The sequence below is a fragment of the Streptomyces sp. NPDC049627 genome (genome assembly GCF_044465645.1).
GTDB lineage: Bacteria > Actinomycetota > Actinomycetes > Streptomycetales > Streptomycetaceae > Streptomyces.
In genome coordinates this window covers 261,492-285,537 of the sequence record NZ_JBITLW010000002.1, presented here as the reverse complement: position 1 = coordinate 285,537, position 24,046 = coordinate 261,492, and the positions used below count along the sequence as shown (strand labels likewise).

Sequence of the window (24,046 nt, the reverse complement as noted above, 5' to 3'; positions counted from 1 at the left end):
GGTGTCGAGCTAGCGCGCCATGCTGTGTCGAGCTAGCGCGCCATGCTGTGTCGAGCTAGCGCTCGACCTCCCCCTTGATGAACTTCTCGACGTTCTCGCGGGCCTGGTCGTCGAAGTACTGGACCGGCGGGGACTTCATGAAGTACGAGGACGCCGACAGGATCGGGCCGCCGATGCCGCGGTCCTTGGCGATCTTCGCGGCGCGCAGGGCGTCGATGATGACGCCGGCGGAGTTCGGCGAGTCCCAGACCTCGAGCTTGTACTCCAGGTTCAGCGGGACGTCACCGAAGGCGCGGCCCTCGAGGCGGACGTAGGCCCACTTGCGGTCGTCGAGCCAGGCGACGTAGTCGGACGGGCCGATGTGGACGTTCTTCTCGCCGAGCTCCCGGTCGGGGATCTGGGAGGTGACGGCCTGCGTCTTGGAGATCTTCTTCGACTCGAGGCGGTCGCGCTCGAGCATGTTCTTGAAGTCCATGTTGCCGCCGACGTTCAGCTGCATGGTGCGGTCCAGGATGACACCGCGGTCCTCGAACAGCTTGGCCATGACGCGGTGCGTGATGGTGGCGCCGACCTGGGACTTGATGTCGTCACCGACGATCGGCACGCCGGCCTCGGTGAACTTGTCCGCCCACTCCTTCGTACCGGCGATGAAGACCGGCAGGGCGTTGACGAAGGCGACCTTGGCGTCGATGGCGCACTGGGCGTAGAACTTCGCCGCGTCCTCGGAGCCCACGGGCAGGTAGCAGACGAGGACGTCGACCTGCTTGTCCTTCAGGACCTGGACGACGTCGACCGGGGCCTCGGCGGACTCCTCGATGGTCTCGCGGTAGTACTTGCCGAGGCCGTCGAGGGTGTGGCCGCGCTGGACGGTCACGCCGGTGCGCGGCACGTCGCAGATCTTGATGGTGTTGTTCTCGCTGGCGCCGATGGCGTCCGCGAGGTCGAGGCCCACCTTCTTCGCGTCGACGTCGAAGGCGGCGACGAACTCGACGTCGCGGACGTGGTAGTCGCCGAACTGCACGTGCATCAGGCCGGGGACCTTGGACGCCGGGTCGGCGTCCTTGTAGTACTCGACTCCCTGAACCAGTGACGCGGCGCAGTTGCCCACGCCGACGACGGCTACGCGAACCGAACCCATTCCGGTTGCTCCCTGTGTGTACGAGTGAGGCCCTGAATGGACCTCACGTGGCGGTGTCGTCGGGCGTATCCGGCCGGGGGTCGTTCCCCGGCCGGGGCAGGCCGCCCGGCGCTCCAGATGTGGTGTCCCGCGAGTCGGGCTCCCCGGAGGCGGACCCCTTCAGGTCCCGCCCGGCCCGCTCGCTCTCGATGAGCTCGTTCAGCCAGCGCACTTCGCGCTCCACGGACTCCATCCCGTGGCGCTGGAGCTCAAGCGTGTAGTCGTCGAGGCGCTCCCGCGTGCGGGCCAGGGAGGCGCGCATCTTTTCCAGACGCTCCTCCAGCCGGCTGCGGCGACCCTCCAGCACGCGCATGCGTACGTCCTGTGGCGTGCGGCCGAAGAAAGCAAATCGGGCAGCGAAGTGCTCGTCCTCGTACGCGTCGGGCCCCGTCTGCGAGAGCAGTTCCTCGAAGTGTTCCTTACCTTCCGCGGTCAATCGGTACACGATCTTCGCGCGGCGCCCGGCGAGGGGGGCGGCGAGCGCGTCCTCGGCGGTGTTCCCCGGTTCCTCGATCAACCAGCCGTTGGCGACCAGCGTCTTGAGGCAGGGATAGAGCGTGCCGTAGCTGAAGGCACGGAACACGCCCAGCGATGTATTGAGTCGTTTGCGCAGCTCATAGCCGTGCATCGGGGACTCGCGGAGCAGTCCGAGTACGGCGAACTCAAGGATCCCGGAACGCCGGCTCATCCCCTCGCCTCCTCGTCGTATCTCGGTCATATCTCGCGCTGATGTATCGACTCGATACATCACGACGATAGAACGGCCTTCCGGGCGCGACAAGTGGGGGAATGGTGAACGGGATCACATCAACGATTCATGTGGAGCGAGTTGCCTGATTTGGGGTGAAGTTCGGGGCTGGGTGGGCTTTGGCGGTGCGTAGTCTGTGCGCCATGCAGACCACCGGGAACCGAGCGACGCCTGAGGGCGTCGTTGTCCTTGGTGCAGTACGGGTGAATGCCGAACGGACCACATCCGTACTCCGGGGGGACCGGAAAACAGCCGTCGTTGACAGGCGCCCAGGGGTGCGCCTGCCCGAGGAGTAGTCGTTCGATGAGCGAGCACCGTCGCAAACCGCCGCAGCCGCAGGGAGGCGGACGTGCCGCGGCCCGACGCGGCCAGTCCGGCTCGTCCTCCGGTCGCCGAGCGGCACCGCGAGGCGCCACCGGGTCCTCCGCCGACGCGTACGGGCTGGGCTACGGGTCCAGAGACGAGGAGCGGCCGTACGGCGGCCGTGCCGAGGCCCGACGCGCGGCACAGAGAAGTGGAGGCGGCCGCCGCAGAGCGGCTGAACCGGGCCGAGGCGGCCGGCGTGCCGCTCCCGGTGGTCCGAACGGTCCTGGACGAGGCAGAGGGCGCGCAGCCGCGCCCGGCAGGAAGCGGTTCATCGACTACCCGCGTGCCGGGAAGTACGGCGTTGCGCGGTGGGTGCCGTCGTGGAAGCTGGTGACGGGCCTCTTCCTCGGCTTCCTCGGGAGCCTGGTCGCGGTGGCCGGCATCGGGTTCGCCACGGTGGACGTCCCCATCGTCGCCAAGACTGCGACGGCGCAGAACAACGTCTACTACTGGTCCGACAACACCGAGATGGTCTCCACGGGCGGTGAGACGAACCGGCAGATCGTCAACCTGTCGCAGATCCCCAAGGCCATGCAGAACGCGGTGATCTCGCAGGAGAACAAGACCTTCCGCAGCGACAGCGGTATCGACCCCAAGGGCATCGCCCGCGCCCTGTTCAACATGGCCAGGGGCGGTGAGACCCAGGGCGGCTCGACGATCACGCAGCAGTACGTCAAGAACGCGATGCTGGACGACCAGTCGCAGACGCTCTCGCGGAAGTTCCAGGAGATCTTCGTCTCGATCAAGGTGGGCACCACGGTGTCGAAGGACGACATCATGGCGGGCTACCTGAACTCCGCCTATTACGGTCGTAACGCCTACGGCATCCAGGCCGCCGCCCGCGCGTACTTCAACAAGGACGCCATCAAGCTGAACGAGGGCCAATGTGCCTTCCTGGCGGCCATGCTCAAGGGCGCCACGTACTACGACCCCGCGGGTTCGACGTCCATCGACCCGGCGGCCACTCCCGAGGCCAACAGCAGGCGGGCCAAGGCCCAGATGCAGGACACCCTCAACAAGATGGTCGAGTACGGGCACCTCGACCCCGCGATCCGCGCCAAGTACACCGAGCTGCCCAAGGTGCAGAACCCCCGCTTCAACAGCGCGCTGAGCGGCCAGATCGGCTACCTCGTCGACCTGGCGAACAGCTACCTGGTCAACAACAGCGAAAAGACCAAGATCACCGAGCGCAGGCTGCGGCAGGGCGGGCTCTCGATCTTCACGACCTTCGACAAGAAGAAGGTCAACGAGCTCGAGAAGGCCGTGACGAAGGTCTACAAGGCCAACATCAAGCCCGATGAGCGCCCGGAGACCGACACCCATGTCCAGTTCGGCGGGGCCACCGTGGACCCGGCCACCGGTGCGATCAAGGCCTGCTACGGAGGCACGGACGCGACCAAGCACTTCACCAACAACTGTGACGTGACAGGTGCCCAGGTCGGCTCGACGTTCAAGCCGTTCGTGCTCGCCGCCGCGATGAAGTGGGGCGTGAGGAACAAGAACCTCGGGCCGGAACAGGCGCAGGACGAGCGCACCAAGGTCTCCCCGAAGAGCCTTTACAGCGGCAAGAACAAGCTGAAGATCAAGGACTACAACGGGGAGATCTGGACGGACGAGAAGAGCAAGCAGTGGAACCAGGTCAACGACGGTGACGAGTCGTACGGCAGCCCCCCGAACTACCAGATCGACCTCCGCGAGGCGATGCGGGAGTCGGTGAACTCCGCCTTTGTGCAGCTCGGCATGGACGTCGGGTTGGACAAGGTGAAGGAGGCTGCCGAGGACGCGGGCCTCCTGGAGAGCAGCCTGACCGGCACCGACTACCCGTCCTTCTCCATCGGCACCTCGCAGCCCAGCGCGATCCGCATGGCGGGCGCGTACGCGACCTTCGCCGCCAGCGGAAAGCAGAACTCTCCGTTCTCCGTCACGAAGGTCAAGGACAAGGACGGCGAGGTCTTCGTCCACGAGAGCGAGACCAGGAACGCCTTCACCCCGCTGGTCGCCGACAACGTCACGGACGTTCTGAAGACCGTGGTCGAGAAGGGCACGGGCACCAAGGCCCAGCTGACCGGTCGTGACGTAGCCGGCAAGACCGGTACCACCGACGGCAACCGCTCCGCCTGGTTCGTGGGCTACACCCCGCAGCTGTCGACGGCGATCTCGATGTTCCGCTACGACGACAACGAGAAGAACCAGAACCGCGAGTTCCTGAAGATGTTCGGCACGGGCGGGCAGAAGAAGATCCACGGTGCCTCGTTCCCGTCCATCATCTGGCACGACTACATGGAACAAGCGCTGAAGGGCACCGACCCGGAGCAGTTCCCCACGCCGGAGCCCATCGGTGAGGTCATCAACGACGTCCCGACCCCGACGCCCACTCCGACGCCCAGCCAGACGGAGGAGGCCAGCCCGACCCCGAGCCCGTCGCCCAGCGAGTCGCTGACCTCGCCGACGCCCACGCCGACCGAGTCCTGCCAGTTCGGCTGGCAGTGCAACGACAACGGCGGATCGGGCACGGCCGGCACCGACGGCGGCGTGACCACGGAGCCGACTCCGACGGAGACGGCGACCGACGGCAACGGCAATGGCAACGGCAATGGAGGCATTTTCGGAGGCCCGTCGGGCTGAGGCCCCTCTGACTGACCGTCTGAACGTGGAATGGCCACCGACTGAAGCAGTCGGTGGCCATTCCACGTTCAGCGGGCGGAGGAAACTCCTCGGCGCGCGGAGGAAACTCTCAGAATTTCGTGCTGCACTTCAGCGGGTACTCGTTCCCGACGAAGCTGATACACACACGGTAGTTGTACGAGGCTCCGCCCAGCATGTTCGACCAGTCGGAACCGGAGTCCGGCACGCGAACGGAAAGCGACTTGATGAAGGCCCCGGACGTGCTGTACTTCTCGATGTACCCGTAGGCGTTGTAGACCGGGTTGCTCGACTCGTTGTGCACGCGCACCCAGGCCGCGTCGCAGGTGCTCGACCACCTGAGCTCGGCGATCCGGCCGTTGTTGTTCACGGTCCGCGCCGTGGTCGTGTACTGGTCGTTGCAGCCCATGGTCACAGGGCCCTTGTTGTCACACCCCGTCGAATTGCAGCCCGCCGCGTACGACGTGCCGGCCAGTGGAATCAGTACGCCTGCCACGGCCGCGGTGGCGACCACGGAAATCCTGGACGACAGTTTCCTGTTCATGAAGCCTCCCCTGATTCGCGCACCCGGAGCCCGATTCGGCGCGAAGTCGTGATGCGAAGAAAATGCCGACGGTTTTGGGCCCGAAACCCCCAGTCGGGCACCTTACTGCCGAAAAAGCTACGTCGGCAAGATCAATAATGCTGCCGGATGGGCATCTACCGGACAAAGTTTTGGCGTAATTACGCCATGCCGTCGAGGTTTTCAAATGGAGGGGAAACCCCGGGATTCCCGAACAGAACCATGAGGCCCGGCTTCCGTTCTCAGTCTCGTACGGCAGGATGTCCCCCATGCCCAGTGCAGAGACGACGCCCACGAGCGGGCACGAGCCGGACACGGTGCGGCCGACCAAGGAGGACGAGGTCGCCGCCGGCGGGAGTGAGCTGATCGGCGGCCCCATCGGACGGCGCGCCCTGCTCGGGACGTCCTGGTGGACCCCCGTGCGGATCGTCGCGCTCGTGGCGATCGGCATGTTCGCCCTCGGCCTCGTCCAGAAGGCGCCCTGCTACAACGGCGCCTGGTTCTTCGGCGCCAGCTCGCAGTACACGCACGCCTGCTACTCGGACATCCCGCACCTCTACCAGGGGCGCGGCTTCGCCGACGGGCTCGTGCCGTACTTCGACGAGCTCCCCGGCGACATGAAGTACCTCGAATACCCGGTGCTGACCGGTGTGTTCATGGAGGTCGCCTCCTGGCTCACCCCGGGCAGCGGCAGCATCCAGGACCAGGAGCAGTGGTACTGGATGGTCAACGCCGGGATGCTGATGGTCTGCGCGGCCGTCATCGCCGTCTGCGTGACCCGCACGCACGCCCGCCGCCCCTGGGACGGCCTGCTGGTCGCCCTGGCCCCCGCGTTCGCGCTGACCGCGACCGTCAACTGGGACCTGCTGGCCGTCGCCCTGACAGCCGCAGCGATGCTGATGTGGTCGCGTGGCCGCTCGCTGGCCTTCGGCATCCTGCTGGGGCTCGCCACGGCCGCGAAGCTCTACCCCGTCTTCCTGCTCGGCCCGCTGTTCGTGCTGTGCTGGCGTGCGGGCAAGTGGCGGGACTTCGGCAGGGCACTGGGCGGCACGGTCTTCGCCTGGCTGGTCGTGAACCTTCCGGTGATGCTCCTGGCCTGGGACGGCTGGTCGCAGTTCTACCGGTTCAGCCAGGAACGGGGCGTCGACTTCGGCTCCTTCTGGCTGATCATGGCGCAGAACTCCACCGACCCGCTCAGCACCGAGACCGTCAACACGATCGCCACGCTGCTGATGCTGCTGTGCTGTGCCGGGGTCGCCGCACTCACGCTCACCGCCCCGCGCCGTCCGCGCTTCGCCCAGCTGGCCTTCCTGATCGTGGCGGCGTTCATCGTCACCAACAAGGTCTACTCACCGCAGTACGTCCTGTGGCTGGTTCCCCTGGCCGTGCTGGCCCGGCCGAGGTGGCGGGACTTCCTCATCTGGCAGGCGTGCGAGGTGGCGTACTTCCTGGGCATCTGGATGTACCTCGCGTACACGACCAGCGGGGACGCCCACAAGGGGCTGCCGCCCGACGGCTACCACTGGGCCATCGGCGTGCACCTGCTGGGGACGCTGTACCTGTGCGCCGTCGTCGTACGGGACATCCTCATGCCGGAGCGGGATCCGGTGCGCAGGGCGGGCGACGACGATCCCTCGGGCGGGGTGCTCGACCGGGCGGAGGACGTGTTCGTGCTCGGCTCCGCGGCCCATCCACCGCGGCACGCGGCCCACTTCGACGGGCCGCAGGTGGAGTGGGGCGACAAGGGGACGGCCGGCGGTTCGCTCTGAGCGAACAGGACGTAGGAAGGACACGCAGAAGGCCGTACGCGGAAGGGTCCGTGTACGGCCTTTGCCCGTTGCGGCGCTGCCGAGCGGCGGCTGCCCGGTGTCAGCGGTCGACGAGCCGGTCGAACTGCGTGGTGGTGTGCCGCAGATGGGCGACGAGCTCGTCGCCGACCTTCGGCTCGGGGGCGTCCGCCGGGACGAACAGGATCGAGACCTGCATGTGCGGCGGCTCGGCGAACCAGCGCTGCTTGCCGCCCCAGACGAACGGAGAAAGGTTCCGGTTGACCGTGGCCAGGCCGGCCCGGGCGACGCCCTTGGCGCGCGGCATGACGCCGTGCAGGGCCTTGGGAGCCTCCAGACCCACCCCGTGCGAGGTGCCGCCCGCGACGACCACCAGGAAGCCGTCCGAGGCCGCCTTCTGCTGCCGGTAGCCGAACCGGTCGCCCTTCGCCACGCGCGTGACGTCCAGGACCGCGCCGCGGTACTCGGTGGCCTCGTGGTCCCCCAGCCACAGCCGCGTGCCGATACGGGCACGGAACCGGGTCTGCGGGAACTGCTGCTGCAGGCGGGCGAGTTCCTCGGCCTTGAGATGGCTGACGAACATCGTGTGCAGCGGCAGCCGGGCCGCGCGCAGCCGGTCCATCCAGCCGATGACCTCCTCGACCGCGTCCGAGCCGTCGGTGCGGTCCAGCGGCAGGTGGATGGCGAAGCCCTCCAGCCGGACGTTCTCGATGGCGGCGTGCAGCTGCGGCAGGTCGTGCTCGTTCACGCCGTGCCGCTTCATCGACGACATCACCTCGATGACGACACGCGCGCCCACGAGGCCGTACACGCCGTCCACCGACGACACCGACCGGATGACCCGGTCCGGCAGGGGCACCGGCTCCTCGCCGCGCCGGTACGGCGTCAGCACCAGCAGGTCACCGCCGAACCAGTCCTTGATGCGCGCGGCCTCGTACGTCGTCCCGACGGCGAGAACGTCGGAGCCCAGCCGCGTGGCCTCCTCCGCCAGCCGCTCGTGCCCGAACCCGTAGCCGTTGCCCTTGCAGACCGGGACGAGCCCCGGGAACTGCTCCTGCACGTGCTTGTGGTGCGCCCGCCAGCGCGCGGTGTCGACGTAGAGCGTGAGCGCCATGGCCGGACCTGGAACCTTTCTCGTGGCTGCGGTGTATCAGAGATATGGAAGCTATCGACGGCGCAGCAGTTGACGGTATCGAAGCAGGGAGTGCGAGGTCAGCGACGCGACATGTAGATGTCGAGCGCCTTGTGGAGCAGCTTGTTCAGCGGGAAGTCCCACTCGCCGAGGTACTCGGCGGCCTGGCCGCCCGTGCCCACCTTGAACTGGATCAGGCCGAAGAGGTGGTCGGTCTCGTCCAGCGAGTCGGAGATGCCGCGCAGGTCGTAGACGGTCGCGCCGAGCGCGTAGGCGTCGCGCAGCATCCGCCACTGCATCGCGTTCGAGGGCCGGACCTCACGGCCGATGTTGTCGGAGGCCCCGTAGGAGTACCAGACGTGCCCGCCGACGATCAGCATCGTCGCCGCCGACAGGTTCACCCCGTTGTGCCGGGCGAAGTACAGCCGCATGCGGTTGGGGTCCTCGGTGTTGAGGGCCGTCCACATGCGCTGGAAGTACGACAGCGGGCGCGGCCGGAAGTGGTCGCGCACGGCCGTGATCTCGTACAGCCGCTGCCACTCGGCGAGGTCCTCGTAGCCACCCTGGACGACCTCGACGCCGGCCTTCTCGGCCTTCTTGATGTTGCGGCGCCACAGCTGGTTGAAGTTCTTGTGGACCTCTTCCAGAGAGCGGTTCGCGAGCGGCACCTGGAAGACATAGCGGGGCTGTACGTCGCCGAAGCCGGCCCCGCCGTCCTCACCCTGCTGCCAGCCCATACGGCGCAGCTTGTCGGCGACCTCGAAGGCACGCGGCTCGATGAAGTCCGCCTCGATGTCGCGCAGGCGCTTCACGTCCGGGTTCTGGATGCCCTGCTTGATGGAGCCGGCCTCCCAGCGCCGGATGATCACCGGCGGGCCCATCTTCACGGAGAAGGCGCCCTGGTGCTTCAGATGTGCCAGCATCGGTTCCAGCCAGTCGGTCAGATTTGGCGCGAACCAGTTGATGACCGGGCCCTCGGGCAGGTAGGCGAGATAGCGCTTGATCTTCGGCAGCTGCCGGTAGAGGACGAGACCCGCGCCGACCAGCTCACCGGACTTGTCGAACCAGCCGAGGCTCTCCGAGCGCCACTCTGCCTTCACGTCCGCCCAGGCCGGGACCTGCATGTGGCTCGCCGACGGCAGGCTCTGGATGTACGCCAGATGCTGCTCGCGACTGATCGTCCTCAGGGTCAGGCTCATTCGGGGCGCTCCTCGGGCTGGTGTGTCCCCATGGGTACAGGGGCTCCGGCTCTCGCGGAAGCCTACTGCGCCTGGGAAGCGCCCCGACTGGGCGTACGGCAGCTGCGCCCCGGCCCGTGCCTGGCCGCGGCGTTCGACGGTGTTCTATGCGGTGCTCCGCCGGCGTTCGGAGGGCGGCCTCCGCGGCCGACGGGAGGAGAGCGGTGTCCCTGGCGTCAGAAGACCCCGCCGAAGAGGCCGCCGTGCGCCATGCCCAGGAAGAAGCCGACCGCGGAGGCGCCGAGACCGATGATCAGGCCGAAGCGCTCGCGGGTCGTCTCCGAGACCCACTGGCCGTACGCGCCGGTGAGGATGCCCACCAGACCGGTCCAGGAGCTGAGCAGGTGCAGGTCGTCGTCGGCGAGCGCGACGACGAAGGACGTGATGCCGAGCACCAGGGTCACCGCGAGCAAGGTGTCCTGGAGCGGGTGGGGCTTCCCGTCCGTGGCGAAAAGGCCTCCGACGGTGTTGGGTCGCATTGCCTGTGCCATAGGGCACCTCCTGCGGAAGGCGGCGCATCGTAGCGCCGTACACACCCGATGTGTACAGATTGACGGGCTCCGTGGGCTGATTTCAACCGGAAGCACGTGTGCGGGTACTCTGTACCGTCTGCATTGGTGTCTGCCCAGGCCAGCTCGGGGAAACCGCGAGGTCACCCCCGATTGTCAGTGGCGGCCGATACCGTTGCGTACGCATCACAACCCTCCTGCCACGGAACGACCGTGGCCGCTGAGTCCAAAGGAGGTGGGTTCCACATGCGTCACTACGAGGTGATGGTCATCCTCGACCCCGATCTGGAGGAGCGCGCTGTCGCCCCCCTGATCGAGAACTTCCTCTCCGTCGTCCGTGAGGGCAACGGCAAGGTCGAGAAGGTCGACACCTGGGGCCGTCGTCGTCTCTCGTACGAGATCAAGAAGAAGCCCGAGGGCATCTACTCGGTCATCGACCTGCAGGCCGAGCCTGCGGTCGTCAAGGAGCTCGACCGCCAGATGAACCTGAACGAGTCGGTCCTCCGGACCAAGGTCCTCCGCCCCGAGACCCACTGAGCTCTCCCGCTCAGCTGATCTCGGGATTCGAGTAGCAGCAACCAAGCAGCCAGAGCAAACCCGCCGAGAGGTTCCCCATGGCAGGCGAGACCGTCATCACGGTCGTCGGCAATCTTGTCGATGACCCCGAGCTGCGCTTCACCCCCTCCGGTGCGGCGGTCGCGAAGTTCCGTGTCGCGTCCACCCCGCGCACCTTCGACCGTCAGACCAACGAGTGGAAGGACGGCGAGAGCCTGTTCCTCACCTGCTCGGTCTGGCGTCAGGCTGCGGAGAACGTCGCCGAGTCGCTCCAGCGAGGCATGCGCGTCATCGTGCAGGGCCGGCTGAAGCAGCGGTCCTACGAGGACCGTGAGGGCGTCAAGCGCACGGTCTACGAGCTGGACGTCGAGGAAGTCGGCGCCAGCCTGCGCAACGCCACGGCCAAGGTCACCAAGACCGCCGGCCGCGGTGGCCAGGGCGGCGGCTTCGGCGGCGGTGGCGGCCAGGGTGGCGGCGGCTGGGGCGGAGGCCCCGGTGGCGGCCAGCAGGGCGGCGGCGCTCCCGCCGACGACCCGTGGGCGACCGGCGCTCCCGCCGGTGGCCAGGGCGGTGGCGGCGGCTGGGGTGGAAACTCCGGCGGCGGCGGCGGTGGCGGCGGCTACTCGGACGAGCCTCCCTTCTAGGGGCGGGCTCGACCCCAAACTTCTTGATCACACAGGAGAAACACCATGGCGAAGCCGCCTGTGCGCAAGCCGAAGAAGAAGGTCTGCGCATTCTGCAAGGACAAGGTCACGTACGTGGACTACAAGGACACGAACATGCTGCGGAAGTTCATTTCCGACCGCGGCAAGATCCGTGCCCGCCGCGTGACCGGCAACTGCACGCAGCACCAGCGTGACGTCGCCACGGCCGTGAAGAACAGCCGTGAGATGGCGCTGCTGCCCTACACCTCCACCGCGCGCTAAGGGAAGGGTGACCGACTAATGAAGATCATCCTCACCCACGAGGTCTCCGGCCTCGGTGCCGCGGGCGACGTCGTCGACGTCAAGGACGGTTACGCTCGCAACTACCTCATCCCGCGGAAGTTCGCTATCCGCTGGACCAAGGGTGGCGAGAAGGACGTCGAGCAGATCCGTCGTGCTCGCAAGATCCACGAGATCCAGACCATCGAGCAGGCCAACGCTGTCAAGGCCCAGCTCGAGGGTGTGAAGGTCCGTCTGGCCGTCCGCTCCGGCGACGCCGGTCGTCTCTTCGGTTCCGTCACCCCGGCCGACATCGCCTCCGCGATCAAGGCTGCCGGTGGCCCCGAGGTCGACAAGCGCCGCATCGAGCTCGGCTCGCCGATCAAGACCCTGGGCGCCCACGAGACGTCCGTGCGTCTGCACCCCGAGGTTGCCGCCAAGGTCAACATCGAGGTTGTCGCGGCCTGACCGCTGCGCTCGGCTTGAACAGCTGAGAGAAGGGGCCGTACCCACGGGTACGGCCCCTTCTCTGTGGCCTCTTCCTGTGCACTGTGGTTCGGACTTGTTTCACGTGAAACACGCTGTTTCACGTGAAACGGTCAGCGGGTCGCTCCCGTGACGAGCCAACGGCCCGAGCGGGCGCGTAGCCAGAGCGTCAGCATGCGCACCGCCATCATCAGCGTCATTGCTCCCCAGAGTGCGGTGAGACCGCCACCGAGCACGGGGACCAGCAGTGCGACCGGAGCAAAGACCGCCAACGTGAGCACCATGGCCCAGGCAAGGTAAGGGCCGTCGCCTGCTCCCATGAGGACGCCGTCCAGGACGAAGACGACGCCACAGATCGGTTGCGAAAGCGCCACGATCACCAGGGCGGGCAGCGCGGTGTCCTTGACCGAGGAGTCACCGGTGAACAAGGGCAGGAACGCGGGGCGCGAGATCACCACGAGTAGTCCGAGGACGACACCCGCGGCGATGCCCCACTCCACCATGCGGCGGCAGGCCGCCCGGGCGCCCTCGGCGTCGCCGGCACCGAGATACCGTCCGATGATGGCCTGCCCGGCAATGGCGATGGCGTCCAGCGCGAAGGCGAGGAGGCTCCACAGCGACAGGATGATCTGGTGCGCCGCGATATCGGCGTCACCGAGGCGGGCCGCGACGGCTGTGGCGATCATCAGGATGGCCCGCAGCGAGAGCGTGCGGACCAGCAGGGGCGCTCCGGCTTGTGCCGAAGCTCTTATCCCGGCCGCGTCGGGGCGCAAAGAGGCGCCGTGCTTGCGGGCACCGCGGACGACGACCACGAGATAGACCGCGGCCATGCCGCACTGGGCGATGACCGTACCCCAGGCGGAACCCGCGATGCCGAGGTCGGCGCCGTAGACGAGGCCCGCGTTGAGGGCGGCGTTGGCGACGAAGCCCGCGATGGCGACGTAGAGGGGCGTCTTGGTGTCCTGCAGGCCGCGTAGAACGCCGGTGGCGGCGAGCACGATGAGCATGGCGGGGATGCCGAGTGCCGAGATCCGCAGATAGGTGGTCGCGTACGGGGCTGCGGTGTCCGAGGCTCCGAAGAGTTCGACGAGGGACGGTGCCGTGGGCAGGACGACCGCGACGACGGCGGCACCGAGCAGGAGGGCCAGCCAGATGCCGTCCATGCCCTGGCGGATGGCGGCCTGAAGGTCCCCGGCGCCGACGCGTCGGGCAACGGCAGCCGTGGTGGCGTAGGCGAGGAAGACGAAGACGCTGACCCCTGTCATGAGGAGGGCCGAGGCGACGCCGAGACCGGCGAGCTGTGCGGTGCCGAGGTGGCCGACGATGGCGCTGTCGGCCATGACGAAGAGAGGCTCGGCGACGAGTGCGCCGAAGGCCGGGACGGCCAGTGCGACGATCTCTCGGTCGTGCTGTCGTCGGGCGGCCTTGGGGGTCGCGGGAGCCTGTGTCATGACCACCAATCTAATCGTCCACAGGTAAGAGATGCAATGGGTCTCTGACCCTTACTTAGGGTCTGGTCGCATGTGCTCTTGCGCACTGTTCGAAGCGATCTTGATCCGACTGGGGAAGTTTTTCTTCTGCACAGCCGGTGGACGGTAAACGTGCAGGTCAACAGATCTATCGGGGAATCGCGCGGGGCTTGTTCACAGGGCTGTCCACCGGGTCGTGCACAGGTTTTGCGGAGTTCTCCACAGCATCCGGGCCGTCGTCCACATGGCCTGTGGATAACCAGATTGGCTGACGGTGCCGGGGGGCCTACCGTGGTCCGGCGCCCGCTCCGTCCGTCGGCCGTGCAAACGCCGCAAAGCCGACGCAGCAGAAACGGAGTTGGGCCTCTCATTTGTCAGTGGCGTGCCGTAGAACAGAGGGGCACGCTGAGGTCCGCTCGGCGGACGGGAGGAGGTGGCTCGGTGAGCATTTCCGAGCCCTTGGACGACCCCTGGGCCGACAGCGGTCCCAGTGATCGTCTGCCCGCCTCCCGCCGACGCAGCGACGGCGGCCGTGGCCGCGACGACCAGCATGAGCGTGGCCGGGACACCGGCGAGTGGGACGGCGGTTCGGCTTTCGAGCGGGTACCGCCGCAGGACCTCGACGCCGAACAGTCCGTCCTCGGCGGCATGCTCCTGTCCAAGGACGCCATCGCCGATGTCGTCGAGGTCCTCAAGGGCCACGACTTCTACAAGCCCGCACACGAGACGATCTTCCAGGCGATCCTCGACGTCTATGCCAAGGGTGAGCCGGCCGACCCCATCACCATCGCCGCCGAACTGACCAAACGCGGCGAGATCAACAAGGTCGGCGGCGCCTCGTATCTCCACACCCTGGTCCAGACGGTGCCGACGGCGGCGAACGCCGAGTACTACGCGGAGATCGTCCATGAGCGGGCCGTGCTGCGCCGCCTGGTCGAGGCCGGCACCCGCATCACACAGATGGGATACGCGGCCGACGACGACGTCGACGAGATCGTCAACCGCGCCCAGGCCGAGATCTATGCGGTCACCGAGCAGCGCACCAGCGAGGACTATCTGCCGCTCGGCGACATCATGGAGGGCGCGCTCGACGAGATCGAGGCGATCGGCTCCCGCACCGGTGAGATGACCGGTGTACCCACCGGTTTCACAGACCTCGACTCACTCACCAACGGCCTGCACCCGGGTCAGATGATCGTCATCGCTGCCCGTCCCGCCATGGGCAAGTCCACGCTCGCGCTGGACTTCGCGCGGGCGGCGTCGATCAAGCACAACCTGGCGAGCGTCATCTTCTCCCTGGAAATGGGGCGCAACGAGATCGCGATGCGTCTGCTGTCGGCCGAGGCACGAGTCGCCCTGCATCACATGCGCTCCGGCACCATGACGGACGAGGACTGGACACGCTTGGCGCGGCGGATGCCCGAGGTCTCGGCGGCGCCGCTCTACATCGACGACTCCCCGAACCTGTCGATGATGGAGATCCGCGCGAAGTGCCGCCGGCTGAAGCAGCGCAATGACATCAAGCTCGTCATCATCGACTATCTGCAGCTGATGCAGTCCGGTGGCAAGCGCTCCGAGAGCCGTCAGCAGGAGGTCTCGGACATGTCCCGTAACCTCAAGCTTCTGGCCAAGGAGCTGGAGGTCCCGGTGATCGCGCTCTCGCAGCTGAACCGTGGTCCCGAGCAGCGTACGGACAAGAAGCCGATGGTGTCCGACCTGCGTGAGTCCGGTTCCATCGAGCAGGACGCCGACATGGTGATCCTGCTGCACCGTGAGGACGCCTACGAGAAGGAGTCACCACGCGCGGGCGAGGCGGACATCATCGTGGGCAAGCACCGTAACGGTCCGACGGCGACGATCACCGTCGCCTTCCAGGGGCACTACTCGCGATTCGTGGACATGGCACAGACCTGATCCGGCAGTTGGGGGATATCCGCTCGACTCCCGAACGGCCACCGGGATGCACTGGGGGCATGACGACATCTCAGGAAGAGCTGCTCCCCACCACGCGCCGGGCACTGCTGCACCGCATCGCCGTGGCCCAGGCCGAAGGGCGTGCGCCCTCACTGGTGGCCGCGGTCGTACGGGACGGGCGGGCCGTGTGGCACGGCTCGCGTACGTCGGTGGACGGGCATGGGCCGGACGCGAACGTGCAGTACCGCATCGGCTCGATCACCAAGACCTTCACCGCCGTTCTCGTGCTGCGACTGCGTGACGAGGGCCTGCTCGGCCTCGGTGATCCGCTGGAGAAGCACCTACCGGGCACCGGTGTAGGGGAGGCCACCATCGCCGAACTGCTCGCCCACACCAGCGGGTTGGCGGCCGAGTCACCCGCTCCGTGGTGGGAACGGACCTCCGGATCCCTGCGGCCCGAACTCTCCGACGTCCTGGGCGAACGGCCCTTGCTGCATCCGTCCGGCCGCCGGTTCCACTACTCGAACCCCGGCTACACGCTCCTCGGCGCTCTGGTGGAGAAGCTGCGTGGGGCTCCGTGGGAGGACGTACTCCGGCGTGAAGTGCTCGAACCCCTGGGCCTGAAGCGTACGAGCGCGCGACCGCAGGCGCCGCACGCGGGAGGTTGGGCGGTGCATCCCTGGGCCGATGCGATGCTTCCCGAGCCTGGAGAAGACCTGGGACGGATGGCACCGGCTGGTCAACTGTGGTCGACAACAGAGGACTTGGCGAGGTTCGCGGTGTTTCTGGCCAAGGGGGACGACCGGGTGCTGAGCGCCGAGACCGTGCGGGAGATGCGGACGCCTGCGGCGCCACCCGAGGCCGTCGACGTGGTGGACGGTGCGGCGTACGGCCTCGGTCTGCAGATCCAGCACCGGGACGGACGGCTCCTCGTGGGGCACGGTGGGTCGTTGCCGGGATTTCTGGCGAGCCTGACCCTCAGTGTGGAGGACGACGTCGCGGCCGTGGTGCTGGCCAACTGCACCTCCGGTCCGCTGGTCTCTCTCGTCGCCGCCGACCTCGTCCGTATCGTCGCCGAGGCCGAGCCGAGGATTCCGGAGCCCTGGCGGCCCATGTCCGAGATCGACCCGGCGATCCTGGAGCTGACGGGCCAGTGGTACTGGGGCACGTATGCCTTCGCCCTGCGGCTGACCGCCGACGGACTCGTCTCACTGGAGCCGTTGTCGGGCAAGGGGCGCCGCTCTCGGTTCCGCGCCAACGGCGACGGCACTTGGACGGGCTTGGAGGGCTACTACGCGGGCGAGCTTCTGAAGGCCGTGCGACGCCCGGACGGGTCCGTGGACCATCTGGACCTCGGGTCGTTCGTCTTCACGCGTCAGCCGTACGACGAGGGGGCAGCCGTGCCGGGTGGTGTGGATCCCGACGGGTGGCGGGGCAGCGGCTCGTTCTGATGGTCCGGCGAAGCGCCTGTTTCACGTGAAACAGGCGCTTCGCTGTTTCACAGAGCGAGTTTGAAGCCCACGTGCGAGGCGGTGAAACCGAGCCGCTCATAGAAGCGGTGGGCGTCCGTACGGCTCTTGTCGGAGGTCAGCTGCACCAGCTGGCACTTCTGGCGCCGGGATTCGCCGATCGCCCACTCGATGAGCTGCGTGCCGAGACCACTGCCTCGCTCGTCGGCGTGGATGCGGACGGCTTCGATGATCGACCTGGTGGAGCCTCGCCGCGACAGTCCGGGGATGACCGTGAGCTGGAGCGTGCCCACGACGCGGCCCTCGCGGACGGCGACGACCAAGTGCTGATTCGGATCGTTGCTGAGCCGCTCGATCGCTGACAGGTAGGGGGTCAGGTCGTCCGGTGACTCGCGCTGTGCGCCCAGCGGATCGTCCGCGAGCATGGCGACGATCGCGGGAATGTCATCGGCGACGGCGGGCCGTATTTCAAGATCTCCCATGTCTCCACCCTATGGCGGCACCGTGGGGTCGCAGGGGCGGTCGGTGAGCGCAATAGCCCGCGCTTGCAAGTATCAGGCGTATGCAAGTATTGTCGTGACACGTAAAGCGCTCTCGCAATCTTCTGGGTAGGTGTCCCCCTTCATGCCTCTCGCGCTTCTCGCCCTCGCGATCGGGGCCTTCGGAATCGGAACGACCGAGTTCGTGATCATGGGCTTGCTGCCCGAGGTCGCGGGCGACTTCGGAGTCTCCATCCCCACCGCCGGATTCCTGGTGACCGGCTATGCGCTCGGCGTGGTCCTCGGCGCTCCCCTGATGACCGTGCTCGGCACCAAGGTGCCCCGCAAGAGGATGCTGATGCTGCTGATGGGCCTCTTCATCGCGGGCAACCTGTTGTCGGCCCTCGCCCCCGTCTTCGCCGTCATGCTGATCGGCCGTGTGGTCGCCTCGCTCGCCCACGGCGCCTTCTTCGGCATCGGATCGGTCGTCGCGGCCGACCTGGTGGCCCCGGACAAGAAGGCCGGAGCCATCGCGATGATGTTCACCGGCCTGACCGTCGCCAATGTCGTCGGCGTCCCGCTGGGCACATTCGTCGGGCAGGCCGCCGGCTGGCGTGTCACCTTCGGCATCGTTGCCGCTCTCGGCGTCATCGGCCTGGTCGGCGTCGCCAAGCTGGTGCCCGACATGCCCAAGCCGCAGGGCGTGCACCTGCGCCACGAGCTGGCAGCGTTCAAGAACGCCCAGGTCCTGCTCGCCATGGCGATGACGGTCCTCGGCTTCGGCGGCGTCTTCGCGGCCATCACCTACATCGCGCCGATGATGACCCATGTCGCCGGCTTCGCCGACGGCTCCGTCACCTGGCTGCTGGTCCTCTTCGGCCTCGGCATGGTCGGCGGCAACCTCGTCGGCGGCAAGTACGCCGACCGAGCCCTGATGCCCATGCTGTACGTCTCCCTCGGCGCCCTCGCCGTCGTTCTCGCGCTCTTCACGCTCACGGCGCACACCAAGGTCCTCGCGGCGGTCACCATCGCGCTGATCGGCGCCCTGGGCTTCGCCACCGTCCCTCCCCTGCAGAAGAGGGTCCTCGACCAGGCCCACGGTGCCCCGACCCTGGCCTCGGCCGTGAACATCGGTGCCTTCAACCTCGGCAACGCCCTCTCCGCCTGGCTCGGCGGCCTCGTCATCGCGGCCGGCTTCGGCTACACGTCCCCCAACTGGGTCGGCGCCGCCCTCGCCGCGGCCGCACTACTGCTGGCGTTCCTCTCGGCAGCACTGGAGCGCTGCGGCGGAGCACCCGGCGGCACCGTCGTCACCGGCACCGTGCCCGCCGAGCAGCGAGCCGCCGTGCACCACTGAGCCGGCAGACAGTTTTCCGTATCGACGACGAAACGCCGGTTCCTCACGGGTACCGGCGTTTCCAGGGGTCTCGACCCGCAGCTCCGTGCCGTAATCCGCAGCGGAGAACCTCAGCCCGCCGCCACCGTCAGGGGAGCGAATCGCCGGGTCCAGTCGCCCGGCAGTTCCGTGATGCCATGCGTCATGACCGAGTTGAAGGCGACGGAGGTCAGGCCGTGCTCTTTCACCCAGGTCAGCAGCTCGTCGTGGCGTACGTCGATGTCGGTGCGCAACGGGCGATCGGTGTGGGCGGCGAGGGAGGCGATGAGCGCCTTCGCAGTCTCTGTGTCGCGGGCGATCAGCGGGCCGACGACCTGCGTGTCCATATTGGGCCAGGCGCCCGCGTACCCGATGATGCGGCCGTTCTCCTCAGCCACGCGCAGCTGGTCGGTGAAAGCGGGCAACCGCGTGATGATGTGTGTACGGTCGGTGCCGAACACCTCCTCGTCGAGGCGCAGGATCGCCGTGAGGTCCTCGGCGGTGGCCGCACGCGTGGTGACCCTGGACCCCGAGCCGCCGGTCGTGAAGTGCCCGCGCACCATCTCTGCCCGGCCGGTGGTCTTGAAGCCGAGTTCCTCGTAGAGCGGTTGGCCGTTCGGCGTCGCATGCAGCGTCAGCGGTGTCGTGCCCATCGCGGAGATGACATGACGCATCAATCGGCGTCCGACGCCCCGGCGGGCATGCCGCTCGGCGACCAGGACCATGCCGATCGCACCCAGATCGGGGCGGTTCTGAGGTCCGTACGCCGTGACGACGCAGGCGCTGACAAGGCCGCCGTCGGGGTCGTCGATGCCGTAGCCCTTCCCTGCGGTGAGGAGGAATCCCCACTTGTGTTCCTCACGGGGCCAGCCCCGATCCTCGGACAAGTCGGCACAGGCGGTGAGATCGCGAGGCGTCAGACGGCGGATGGGCAGAGCGGCGAGGGAAGGAGTCGGCACGCAGGTCAGGCTGTCTGACGATGGCCCTGATCGTCCAGCCGTTTCCGGGGAGACGTACGAGCTTTTGGCCATGTCATGGCCCACCGCACAACGCGCCGGACTGATGCCGGGTGTTTCACGTGAAACATGGACGAACGTCGAGCGTCCATCAGGAGAGCGGTCATTGAGGGCGAGAGGCGAGCGTGCGCCGAGCCGCGAGGCGAGGCCATGCGGCGACCGCTCAACTGTTTCCGATCGCCCGGGGGAGCGACAGCCCGTCGCATTAGCCTCATGGCCCATGGCGAGACTTCACCTTTTCGATCTCGACGGCACGCTTCTGCACGGAACGTCGGCGCCGGTGGAGATCTCACGGCAACTCGGGTTGGAAGCCGAGACCGTGGCGCTCGACCGAGAGATCTCGGCGGGGCTGATCGGGCCTCCGGAGTATGCGACGCGGGTGCACGAGCTCTGGGTGGATCTCACCCAGGCCCATGTGACGGCCGCGTTCGAGGGCGCTCCTTGGCTGGCCCGGATCCGTGACGTGTGGGCGGAGATCAGGGGACAGGGCGACTACTGCGCCGTCATATCGCTCTCGCCCTCCTTCTTCGTGGAGCGACTGACGGACTGGGGCGCGCATGCGGCGTACGGCTCGCGCTTTCCGGCCGTGCCGTTCACCGAACCCGTCGATCCGGCGGGGGTGCTCAGCGCCGCAGCCAAGGTCCGCATCGCTGACCGGCTTTGTGAGGAGTTCGGGGTGGAGCGGGGTGACTGCGTTGCGTATGGCGATTCGCTGTCGGACAAGGACCTGTTCGGTGCCGTCCCTGTGTCCGTCGCGGTCAACGCCGACCGCCATCTGGCCGGCCTCGCGACCCACTCCTACATGGGGATGGATCTGTGGGAAGCCTATGAATTGGTGCGCAGAGGCCGCTAATTGAAGCAATTGCCCGTTCGCCTCCTCGCCCCATTCGTGAGAGAGGAAGGGGGGACTTGTGATCGGGGCGTCGGCCGGTAGGGTCGACTCCGGTTCGTGTCCGAGCTGTGATGCAGACTCCCGGCGCGGACCGAGCACAAGGCAATGCAGCCTAACGGGACGGAGAGATCGAAGACCCGCATTCTCCGGTATGTGGCCGGGGTGCCCCCACACGATGGGATGCTGCGGTGTGAATACTGCGGCCAATGTCACACTCTCGCCCTACTTGTCCGTACCGAGTGTGAAGACGGGTTGAATGTGGCCGTCTTGGTCACAGCGAAGAACGGGGAGAGCAAGCCGTCACGGGGGAAGCAGGCACCTTCCGACCGGGAAGTGCGCAGACCGACCGAAAGATGTTCGAGGCGAGGCAGACCATGGACGCTCCGACCACCACGTCGGCCGACAACGGCACTTCCGGCGGCGGGGGTGGCTGGTTCTCGCCGCGCAAGCAGCCGGCGACGACCCCGGACACCGAACAGAAGCCGGCCGAGGACAGCACACAGCTCGCCGTGACCGATGACCCCGCAGAGCCGGCCCCCGCGGACGAGGACTCCGGTCACCGCACACCGGACCTTGCTGGACCTCCGACCCCGGCTCCACCCACCCCGATGTCCCCGCCCTCCCTCCAACTGAGCGTTCCGACCCAGCGCCCCGCCCCGGCCCAACCCGCCTCACCGGACGCCATCCTGATCCGGCGGACGATGGCCGAGGTCGCGCCCGTGGCCGACAAGGTCACTTCGTACTTCTACGCCCTGCTCTTCGTACGCCACCCCGACCTGCGCTCCCTGTTCCCGGCCGCGATGGACACCCAGCGGGACCGGCTGCTCAAGGCTCTGCTCACCGCGGCCGAGCACATCGACAACAAGCCCGTCCTCGTCGAGTACCTGCAGAACCTCGGCCGCGGTCACCGCAAATACGGCACTCGGGCGGAGCACTACCCGGCCGTCGGCGAGTGCCTCATCGGCGCGCTGAGCAAGTACGCGGCCGGCGTCTGGGACGGGGAGATGGAGGCCGCCTGGGTCCGGGCCTACACGACGATCTCGCAGGTCATGATCGACGCAGCCGCGGCGGATGAACTGCGCGCCCCCGCCTGGTGGTACGCGGAGGTGGTGTCGCACGATCTCAGGACCAGGGACATCGCGGTCGTCACCGTCCGCCCCGACCAGCCCTATCCCTTCCTCGCCGGGCAGTACACGAGCGTGGAGACGCCTTGGTGGCCGCGGATCTGGCGCCACTACTCCTTCGCCTCGGCGCCCCGGTCCGACGGCCTGCTGACGTTCCATGTGAAGGCCGTGCCCGCGGGCTGGGTCTCCAACGCGCTGGTGCACCGCGCCCGGCCGGGGGACATCATCCGGCTCGGCCCGCCGGCCGGCTCGATGACCGTGGACCACACCACGAACAGCGGCCTGCTCTGCCTGGGCGGAGGCACCGGCATAGCGCCCATCAAGGCACTCGTCGAGGACGTCGCCGAGCACGGCGAACGGCGACCGGTCGAGGTCTTCTACGGCGCCCGCACCGACCACGACCTGTACGACATCGACACGATGCTGAGGCTTCAGCAGTCCCACCCGTGGCTGGATGTCCGCCCGGTCGTGGACCGGCACGGGCTCCTCCAGCTTCCCGACGCCATACGCGAGCACGGACCCTGGACCGAGTACGACGCCTACGTCTCCGGACCACCCGGCATGATCCGCAGCGGTGTGGATGCGCTGAGAGACATCGGCATGCCGTTCGAGCGCATACGCCATGACTCGGTGGAGGAACTGGTCGTCATCGGGAGCTGAGCGGCCGTCGCTGCAGGCGGGGCCGGCGGTGAGTATCAGCCCAGGTCGGGGGCGTGCATGGCGCGGACGCCCTCGATGTTCCCGTCCAGGTAGTGCCGCAGCGACAGCGGTACGAGATGGACGGAGGCGATCCCGACCCGGGTGAACGGCACCCGCACGATCTCGTACTCGCCGATGGGCTCGTCGACCTCGGGGCCATGGCGCAAGGACGTGTCCATGGACTCCAGACGGCAGACGAAGAAGTGCTGCACCTTCACCCCGGTCGCTCCGCCGTCCTCGCCTATGTGCTCGACGGTGTCGACGAAGCAGGGCACCACGTCGATGATCTTCGCGCCGAGTTCCTCGTAGACCTCGCGGTGCAGGGCCTCGACAACGGTGGCGTCCGTCGGCTCGACCCCGCCACCGGGAGTGAGCCAGTAGGGATCCATGCCGGGCTTGGTGCGCTTGATCAGGATCAGGTCGTCACCGTGCAGCAGAACGGCGCGGGCGGTGCGCTTGACCACGGGTCGGACGGTCATGGGAGAAATGTGGCCCGGCTGGTTCCACGTGAAACATCGCGAATAGTCACCGATCGAGCTCACCGGGTAATGGCCAGAGAATCCCTGGTCAGGCCCACTCGGAAGCCGCTTGCAGCAGCCACTCGTGAGCCCGCGCGATCTGCGGCATCGCCAGGGTGCCGGTGCGGACCACCAGGAAGTACGTCCGCAGCGGCGGCACCGGCGGATCATGCAGAGCAACGACGTCGCCATGCTCCAGGGCGGCCGCACACAAATAGCGAGGTAATACCGCAAGACCTGCCCCGGCGGTCGCGCAGGCGAGGACCGCGCGCAGATCAGGGACGATCACGGTTCCCGGGGCGGCGGGACGGGAGTCGTAGACCGAAGCCCAGTAACGGGAGACGAAGGGCAGCGATTCGTGCACCTCCACCACCGGGACGTCTTCCAGGGCATGCGCTCCCTTGTGGCGCAGGTGCCCCGAGCCGATCCGGTCGACCCAGTGGGGAGCGGCGACGAGGACATGCTCTTCGTCGCAGAGCGGAGTCGCGGTGAGCAGAGCGCCGCGCGGACGGGCCGTGCTGATGGCCAGATCGTGATGCCCGGCGGCCAGCCCTTCCAGAGTTTCCTCGGCGTTGCCGAAGGATGCGCGCAGCGCAAAGGCCTGGCCGTCCTCCCCGGTCAGCTCGGTGAGTGCGGGCAGCGCCCGCTCGGCGGTGAACTCGGGCGGGCCGGCGAGATGCAGGGTGCGTAAGGAAGAGTCGTCGTCGAGGCCGGTCTCGGCGATCTCCACCAGGGCGTCGAGGTGCGGCGCGGCCTTGTGGGCGAGCTCATCGCCGATGGTCGTCGGCGTCACCCCGCGGGCCTGCCGTAGGAACAGGGGACGGCCCAACTGTCGTTCCAGCGTGCGGATCTGCGAGGTCACGGCCGGTTGCGACAGACCGAGCAACGCGGCAGCACGGGTGAAAGAACCGGCCCGGTGCACGGTCACAAAGGTGCGCAACAAGGCCAGATCCATACCGCACCCT

22 protein-coding genes are annotated in these 24,046 nt (G+C 67.6%); 11 read left to right on the top strand and 11 right to left on the bottom strand.

Annotated features, from left to right (window positions below; all coding sequences use genetic code 11):
- Positions 1-55 precede the first annotated feature (55 nt).
- Both ACIBU0_RS06260 and ACIBU0_RS06255 read right to left on the bottom strand, forming a co-directional pair.
- The gene (locus tag ACIBU0_RS06260) at positions 56-1,138 is read right to left on the bottom strand and encodes an inositol-3-phosphate synthase (RefSeq protein ID WP_398812420.1); all 1,083 of its coding nucleotides are present in this window, start codon (positions 1,136-1,138) and stop codon (positions 56-58) included.
- A gap of 43 nt (positions 1,139-1,181) precedes the next feature.
- Positions 1,182-1,865, bottom strand: a complete 684-nt coding sequence (locus ACIBU0_RS06255) for a PadR family transcriptional regulator (RefSeq protein WP_398812417.1) — start codon at positions 1,863-1,865, stop codon at positions 1,182-1,184.
- A gap of 363 nt (positions 1,866-2,228) precedes the next feature.
- Here ACIBU0_RS06255 and ACIBU0_RS06250 point away from each other — a divergent pair, with 363 nt between their 5' ends.
- Positions 2,229-4,916, top strand: coding sequence for a transglycosylase domain-containing protein (locus tag ACIBU0_RS06250; RefSeq protein ID WP_398812415.1), 2,688 nt, complete (start codon positions 2,229-2,231; stop codon positions 4,914-4,916).
- A 109-nt stretch (positions 4,917-5,025) separates the two neighbouring features.
- Here ACIBU0_RS06250 and ACIBU0_RS06245 read toward each other — a convergent pair whose 3' ends face one another.
- Positions 5,026-5,478, bottom strand: a complete 453-nt coding sequence (locus tag ACIBU0_RS06245) for a DUF2690 domain-containing protein (protein ID WP_398812412.1) — start codon at positions 5,476-5,478, stop codon at positions 5,026-5,028.
- A gap of 287 nt (positions 5,479-5,765) precedes the next feature.
- Between ACIBU0_RS06245 and ACIBU0_RS06240 the strand changes: the two genes are divergently transcribed.
- Positions 5,766-7,265: a glycosyltransferase family 87 protein gene (locus ACIBU0_RS06240; RefSeq protein WP_398812409.1), complete on the top strand. Its 1,500-nt coding sequence runs from the start codon at positions 5,766-5,768 to the stop codon at positions 7,263-7,265.
- Between the two features lie 100 nt (positions 7,266-7,365).
- On the opposite strand, the gene ACIBU0_RS06235 is transcribed toward ACIBU0_RS06240, so the two are convergent.
- From ACIBU0_RS06235 to ACIBU0_RS06225, 3 genes are all read right to left on the bottom strand, one after another.
- The gene (locus ACIBU0_RS06235) at positions 7,366-8,397 is read right to left on the bottom strand and encodes an alanine racemase (RefSeq protein WP_398812406.1); all 1,032 of its coding nucleotides are present in this window, start codon (positions 8,395-8,397) and stop codon (positions 7,366-7,368) included.
- Positions 8,398-8,495: 98 nt separating this feature from the next.
- Complete coding sequence (femX, locus tag ACIBU0_RS06230) at positions 8,496-9,614, bottom strand: peptidoglycan bridge formation glycyltransferase FemX (RefSeq protein WP_398812403.1); 1,119 nt, start codon at positions 9,612-9,614, stop codon at positions 8,496-8,498.
- Positions 9,615-9,829: 215 nt separating this feature from the next.
- Positions 9,830-10,144 (bottom strand): hypothetical protein, encoded by a 315-nt coding sequence (locus tag ACIBU0_RS06225; protein ID WP_398812400.1) that lies wholly within the window; start codon positions 10,142-10,144, stop codon positions 9,830-9,832.
- Positions 10,145-10,408: 264 nt separating this feature from the next.
- Between ACIBU0_RS06225 and rpsF the strand changes: the two genes are divergently transcribed.
- The 4 genes from rpsF (at position 10,409) to rplI (ending at position 12,108) form a co-directional block, all read left to right on the top strand.
- Complete coding sequence (gene rpsF, locus ACIBU0_RS06220) at positions 10,409-10,699, top strand: 30S ribosomal protein S6 (protein WP_005482942.1); 291 nt, start codon at positions 10,409-10,411, stop codon at positions 10,697-10,699.
- Between the two features lie 77 nt (positions 10,700-10,776).
- A complete protein-coding gene (locus ACIBU0_RS06215) occupies positions 10,777-11,361 on the top strand; it encodes a single-stranded DNA-binding protein (protein ID WP_398812397.1) in 585 nt (194 codons plus the stop codon).
- A gap of 45 nt (positions 11,362-11,406) precedes the next feature.
- Complete coding sequence (gene rpsR, locus ACIBU0_RS06210; RefSeq protein WP_003949403.1) at positions 11,407-11,643, top strand: 30S ribosomal protein S18; 237 nt, start codon at positions 11,407-11,409, stop codon at positions 11,641-11,643.
- Between the two features lie 18 nt (positions 11,644-11,661).
- Entirely contained in the window at positions 11,662-12,108 is a 447-nt protein-coding gene (gene rplI, locus ACIBU0_RS06205) for a 50S ribosomal protein L9 (protein WP_398812394.1), read from the top strand.
- Positions 12,109-12,239: 131 nt separating this feature from the next.
- On the opposite strand, the gene ACIBU0_RS06200 is transcribed toward rplI, so the two are convergent.
- The gene (locus ACIBU0_RS06200; protein WP_398812391.1) at positions 12,240-13,577 is read right to left on the bottom strand and encodes an MATE family efflux transporter; all 1,338 of its coding nucleotides are present in this window, start codon (positions 13,575-13,577) and stop codon (positions 12,240-12,242) included.
- A 459-nt stretch (positions 13,578-14,036) separates the two neighbouring features.
- On the opposite strand from ACIBU0_RS06200, the gene dnaB reads away from it, so the two are divergent.
- Together dnaB and ACIBU0_RS06190 are read left to right on the top strand one after the other, a co-directional pair.
- Positions 14,037-15,509, top strand: a complete 1,473-nt coding sequence (gene dnaB, locus ACIBU0_RS06195; RefSeq protein WP_398812389.1) for a replicative DNA helicase — start codon at positions 14,037-14,039, stop codon at positions 15,507-15,509.
- 59 nt (positions 15,510-15,568) lie between these two features.
- Positions 15,569-16,960, top strand: a complete 1,392-nt coding sequence (locus ACIBU0_RS06190; protein WP_398812386.1) for a serine hydrolase domain-containing protein — start codon at positions 15,569-15,571, stop codon at positions 16,958-16,960.
- Between the two features lie 47 nt (positions 16,961-17,007).
- Here ACIBU0_RS06190 and ACIBU0_RS06185 read toward each other — a convergent pair whose 3' ends face one another.
- Positions 17,008-17,460: a GNAT family N-acetyltransferase gene (locus tag ACIBU0_RS06185; RefSeq protein WP_398812384.1), complete on the bottom strand. Its 453-nt coding sequence runs from the start codon at positions 17,458-17,460 to the stop codon at positions 17,008-17,010.
- 142 nt (positions 17,461-17,602) lie between these two features.
- Here ACIBU0_RS06185 and ACIBU0_RS06180 point away from each other — a divergent pair, with 142 nt between their 5' ends.
- Positions 17,603-18,814 (top strand): MFS transporter, encoded by a 1,212-nt coding sequence (locus ACIBU0_RS06180; RefSeq protein ID WP_398812381.1) that lies wholly within the window; start codon positions 17,603-17,605, stop codon positions 18,812-18,814.
- 110 nt (positions 18,815-18,924) lie between these two features.
- On the opposite strand, the gene ACIBU0_RS06175 is transcribed toward ACIBU0_RS06180, so the two are convergent.
- The gene (locus ACIBU0_RS06175) at positions 18,925-19,791 is read right to left on the bottom strand and encodes a GNAT family N-acetyltransferase (protein ID WP_398812378.1); all 867 of its coding nucleotides are present in this window, start codon (positions 19,789-19,791) and stop codon (positions 18,925-18,927) included.
- 277 nt (positions 19,792-20,068) lie between these two features.
- On the opposite strand from ACIBU0_RS06175, the gene ACIBU0_RS06170 reads away from it, so the two are divergent.
- Both ACIBU0_RS06170 and ACIBU0_RS06165 read left to right on the top strand, forming a co-directional pair.
- A complete protein-coding gene (locus ACIBU0_RS06170; protein ID WP_398812374.1) occupies positions 20,069-20,701 on the top strand; it encodes an HAD family hydrolase in 633 nt (210 codons plus the stop codon).
- Positions 20,702-21,114: 413 nt separating this feature from the next.
- Entirely contained in the window at positions 21,115-22,524 is a 1,410-nt protein-coding gene (locus ACIBU0_RS06165; protein WP_398812371.1) for a globin domain-containing protein, read from the top strand.
- 35 nt (positions 22,525-22,559) lie between these two features.
- Here ACIBU0_RS06165 and ACIBU0_RS06160 read toward each other — a convergent pair whose 3' ends face one another.
- A complete protein-coding gene (locus ACIBU0_RS06160; protein WP_398812368.1) occupies positions 22,560-23,042 on the bottom strand; it encodes an NUDIX domain-containing protein in 483 nt (160 codons plus the stop codon).
- Between the two features lie 88 nt (positions 23,043-23,130).
- Positions 23,131-24,036 carry a LysR family transcriptional regulator gene (locus tag ACIBU0_RS06155; RefSeq protein ID WP_398812365.1) on the bottom strand — a complete coding sequence of 302 codons (906 nt, stop codon included), beginning with the start codon at positions 24,034-24,036 and terminating at the stop codon, positions 23,131-23,133.
- Positions 24,037-24,046: the final 10 nt, after the last annotated feature.

What these genes read in the sequence shown, in the direction of transcription:
- rpsF (WP_005482942.1), top strand. Translation starts at nt 10,409, where the DNA reads ATGCGTCACTACGAGGTGATGGTCATCCTCGACCCCGATCTGGAGGAG.
- ACIBU0_RS06250 (WP_398812415.1), top strand. Translation starts at nt 2,229, where the DNA reads ATGAGCGAGCACCGTCGCAAACCGCCGCAGCCGCAGGGAGGCGGACGT.
- ACIBU0_RS06255 (WP_398812417.1), bottom strand. Translation starts at nt 1,865, where the DNA reads ATGAGCCGGCGTTCCGGGATCCTTGAGTTCGCCGTACTCGGACTGCTC.
- ACIBU0_RS06170 (WP_398812374.1), top strand. Translation starts at nt 20,069, where the DNA reads ATGGCGAGACTTCACCTTTTCGATCTCGACGGCACGCTTCTGCACGGA.
- ACIBU0_RS06165 (WP_398812371.1), top strand. Translation starts at nt 21,115, where the DNA reads ATGGACGCTCCGACCACCACGTCGGCCGACAACGGCACTTCCGGCGGC.
- ACIBU0_RS06240 (WP_398812409.1), top strand. Translation starts at nt 5,766, where the DNA reads ATGCCCAGTGCAGAGACGACGCCCACGAGCGGGCACGAGCCGGACACG.
- ACIBU0_RS06190 (WP_398812386.1), top strand. Translation starts at nt 15,569, where the DNA reads ATGACGACATCTCAGGAAGAGCTGCTCCCCACCACGCGCCGGGCACTG.
- ACIBU0_RS06185 (WP_398812384.1), bottom strand. Translation starts at nt 17,460, where the DNA reads ATGGGAGATCTTGAAATACGGCCCGCCGTCGCCGATGACATTCCCGCG.
- ACIBU0_RS06215 (WP_398812397.1), top strand. Translation starts at nt 10,777, where the DNA reads ATGGCAGGCGAGACCGTCATCACGGTCGTCGGCAATCTTGTCGATGAC.
- femX (WP_398812403.1), bottom strand. Translation starts at nt 9,614, where the DNA reads ATGAGCCTGACCCTGAGGACGATCAGTCGCGAGCAGCATCTGGCGTAC.
- ACIBU0_RS06245 (WP_398812412.1), bottom strand. Translation starts at nt 5,478, where the DNA reads ATGAACAGGAAACTGTCGTCCAGGATTTCCGTGGTCGCCACCGCGGCC.
- ACIBU0_RS06180 (WP_398812381.1), top strand. Translation starts at nt 17,603, where the DNA reads ATGCCTCTCGCGCTTCTCGCCCTCGCGATCGGGGCCTTCGGAATCGGA.
- ACIBU0_RS06235 (WP_398812406.1), bottom strand. Translation starts at nt 8,397, where the DNA reads ATGGCGCTCACGCTCTACGTCGACACCGCGCGCTGGCGGGCGCACCAC.
- ACIBU0_RS06160 (WP_398812368.1), bottom strand. Translation starts at nt 23,042, where the DNA reads ATGACCGTCCGACCCGTGGTCAAGCGCACCGCCCGCGCCGTTCTGCTG.
- ACIBU0_RS06225 (WP_398812400.1), bottom strand. Translation starts at nt 10,144, where the DNA reads ATGGCACAGGCAATGCGACCCAACACCGTCGGAGGCCTTTTCGCCACG.
- rplI (WP_398812394.1), top strand. Translation starts at nt 11,662, where the DNA reads ATGAAGATCATCCTCACCCACGAGGTCTCCGGCCTCGGTGCCGCGGGC.
- ACIBU0_RS06155 (WP_398812365.1), bottom strand. Translation starts at nt 24,036, where the DNA reads ATGGATCTGGCCTTGTTGCGCACCTTTGTGACCGTGCACCGGGCCGGT.
- ACIBU0_RS06200 (WP_398812391.1), bottom strand. Translation starts at nt 13,577, where the DNA reads ATGACACAGGCTCCCGCGACCCCCAAGGCCGCCCGACGACAGCACGAC.
- ACIBU0_RS06260 (WP_398812420.1), bottom strand. Translation starts at nt 1,138, where the DNA reads ATGGGTTCGGTTCGCGTAGCCGTCGTCGGCGTGGGCAACTGCGCCGCG.
- rpsR (WP_003949403.1), top strand. Translation starts at nt 11,407, where the DNA reads ATGGCGAAGCCGCCTGTGCGCAAGCCGAAGAAGAAGGTCTGCGCATTC.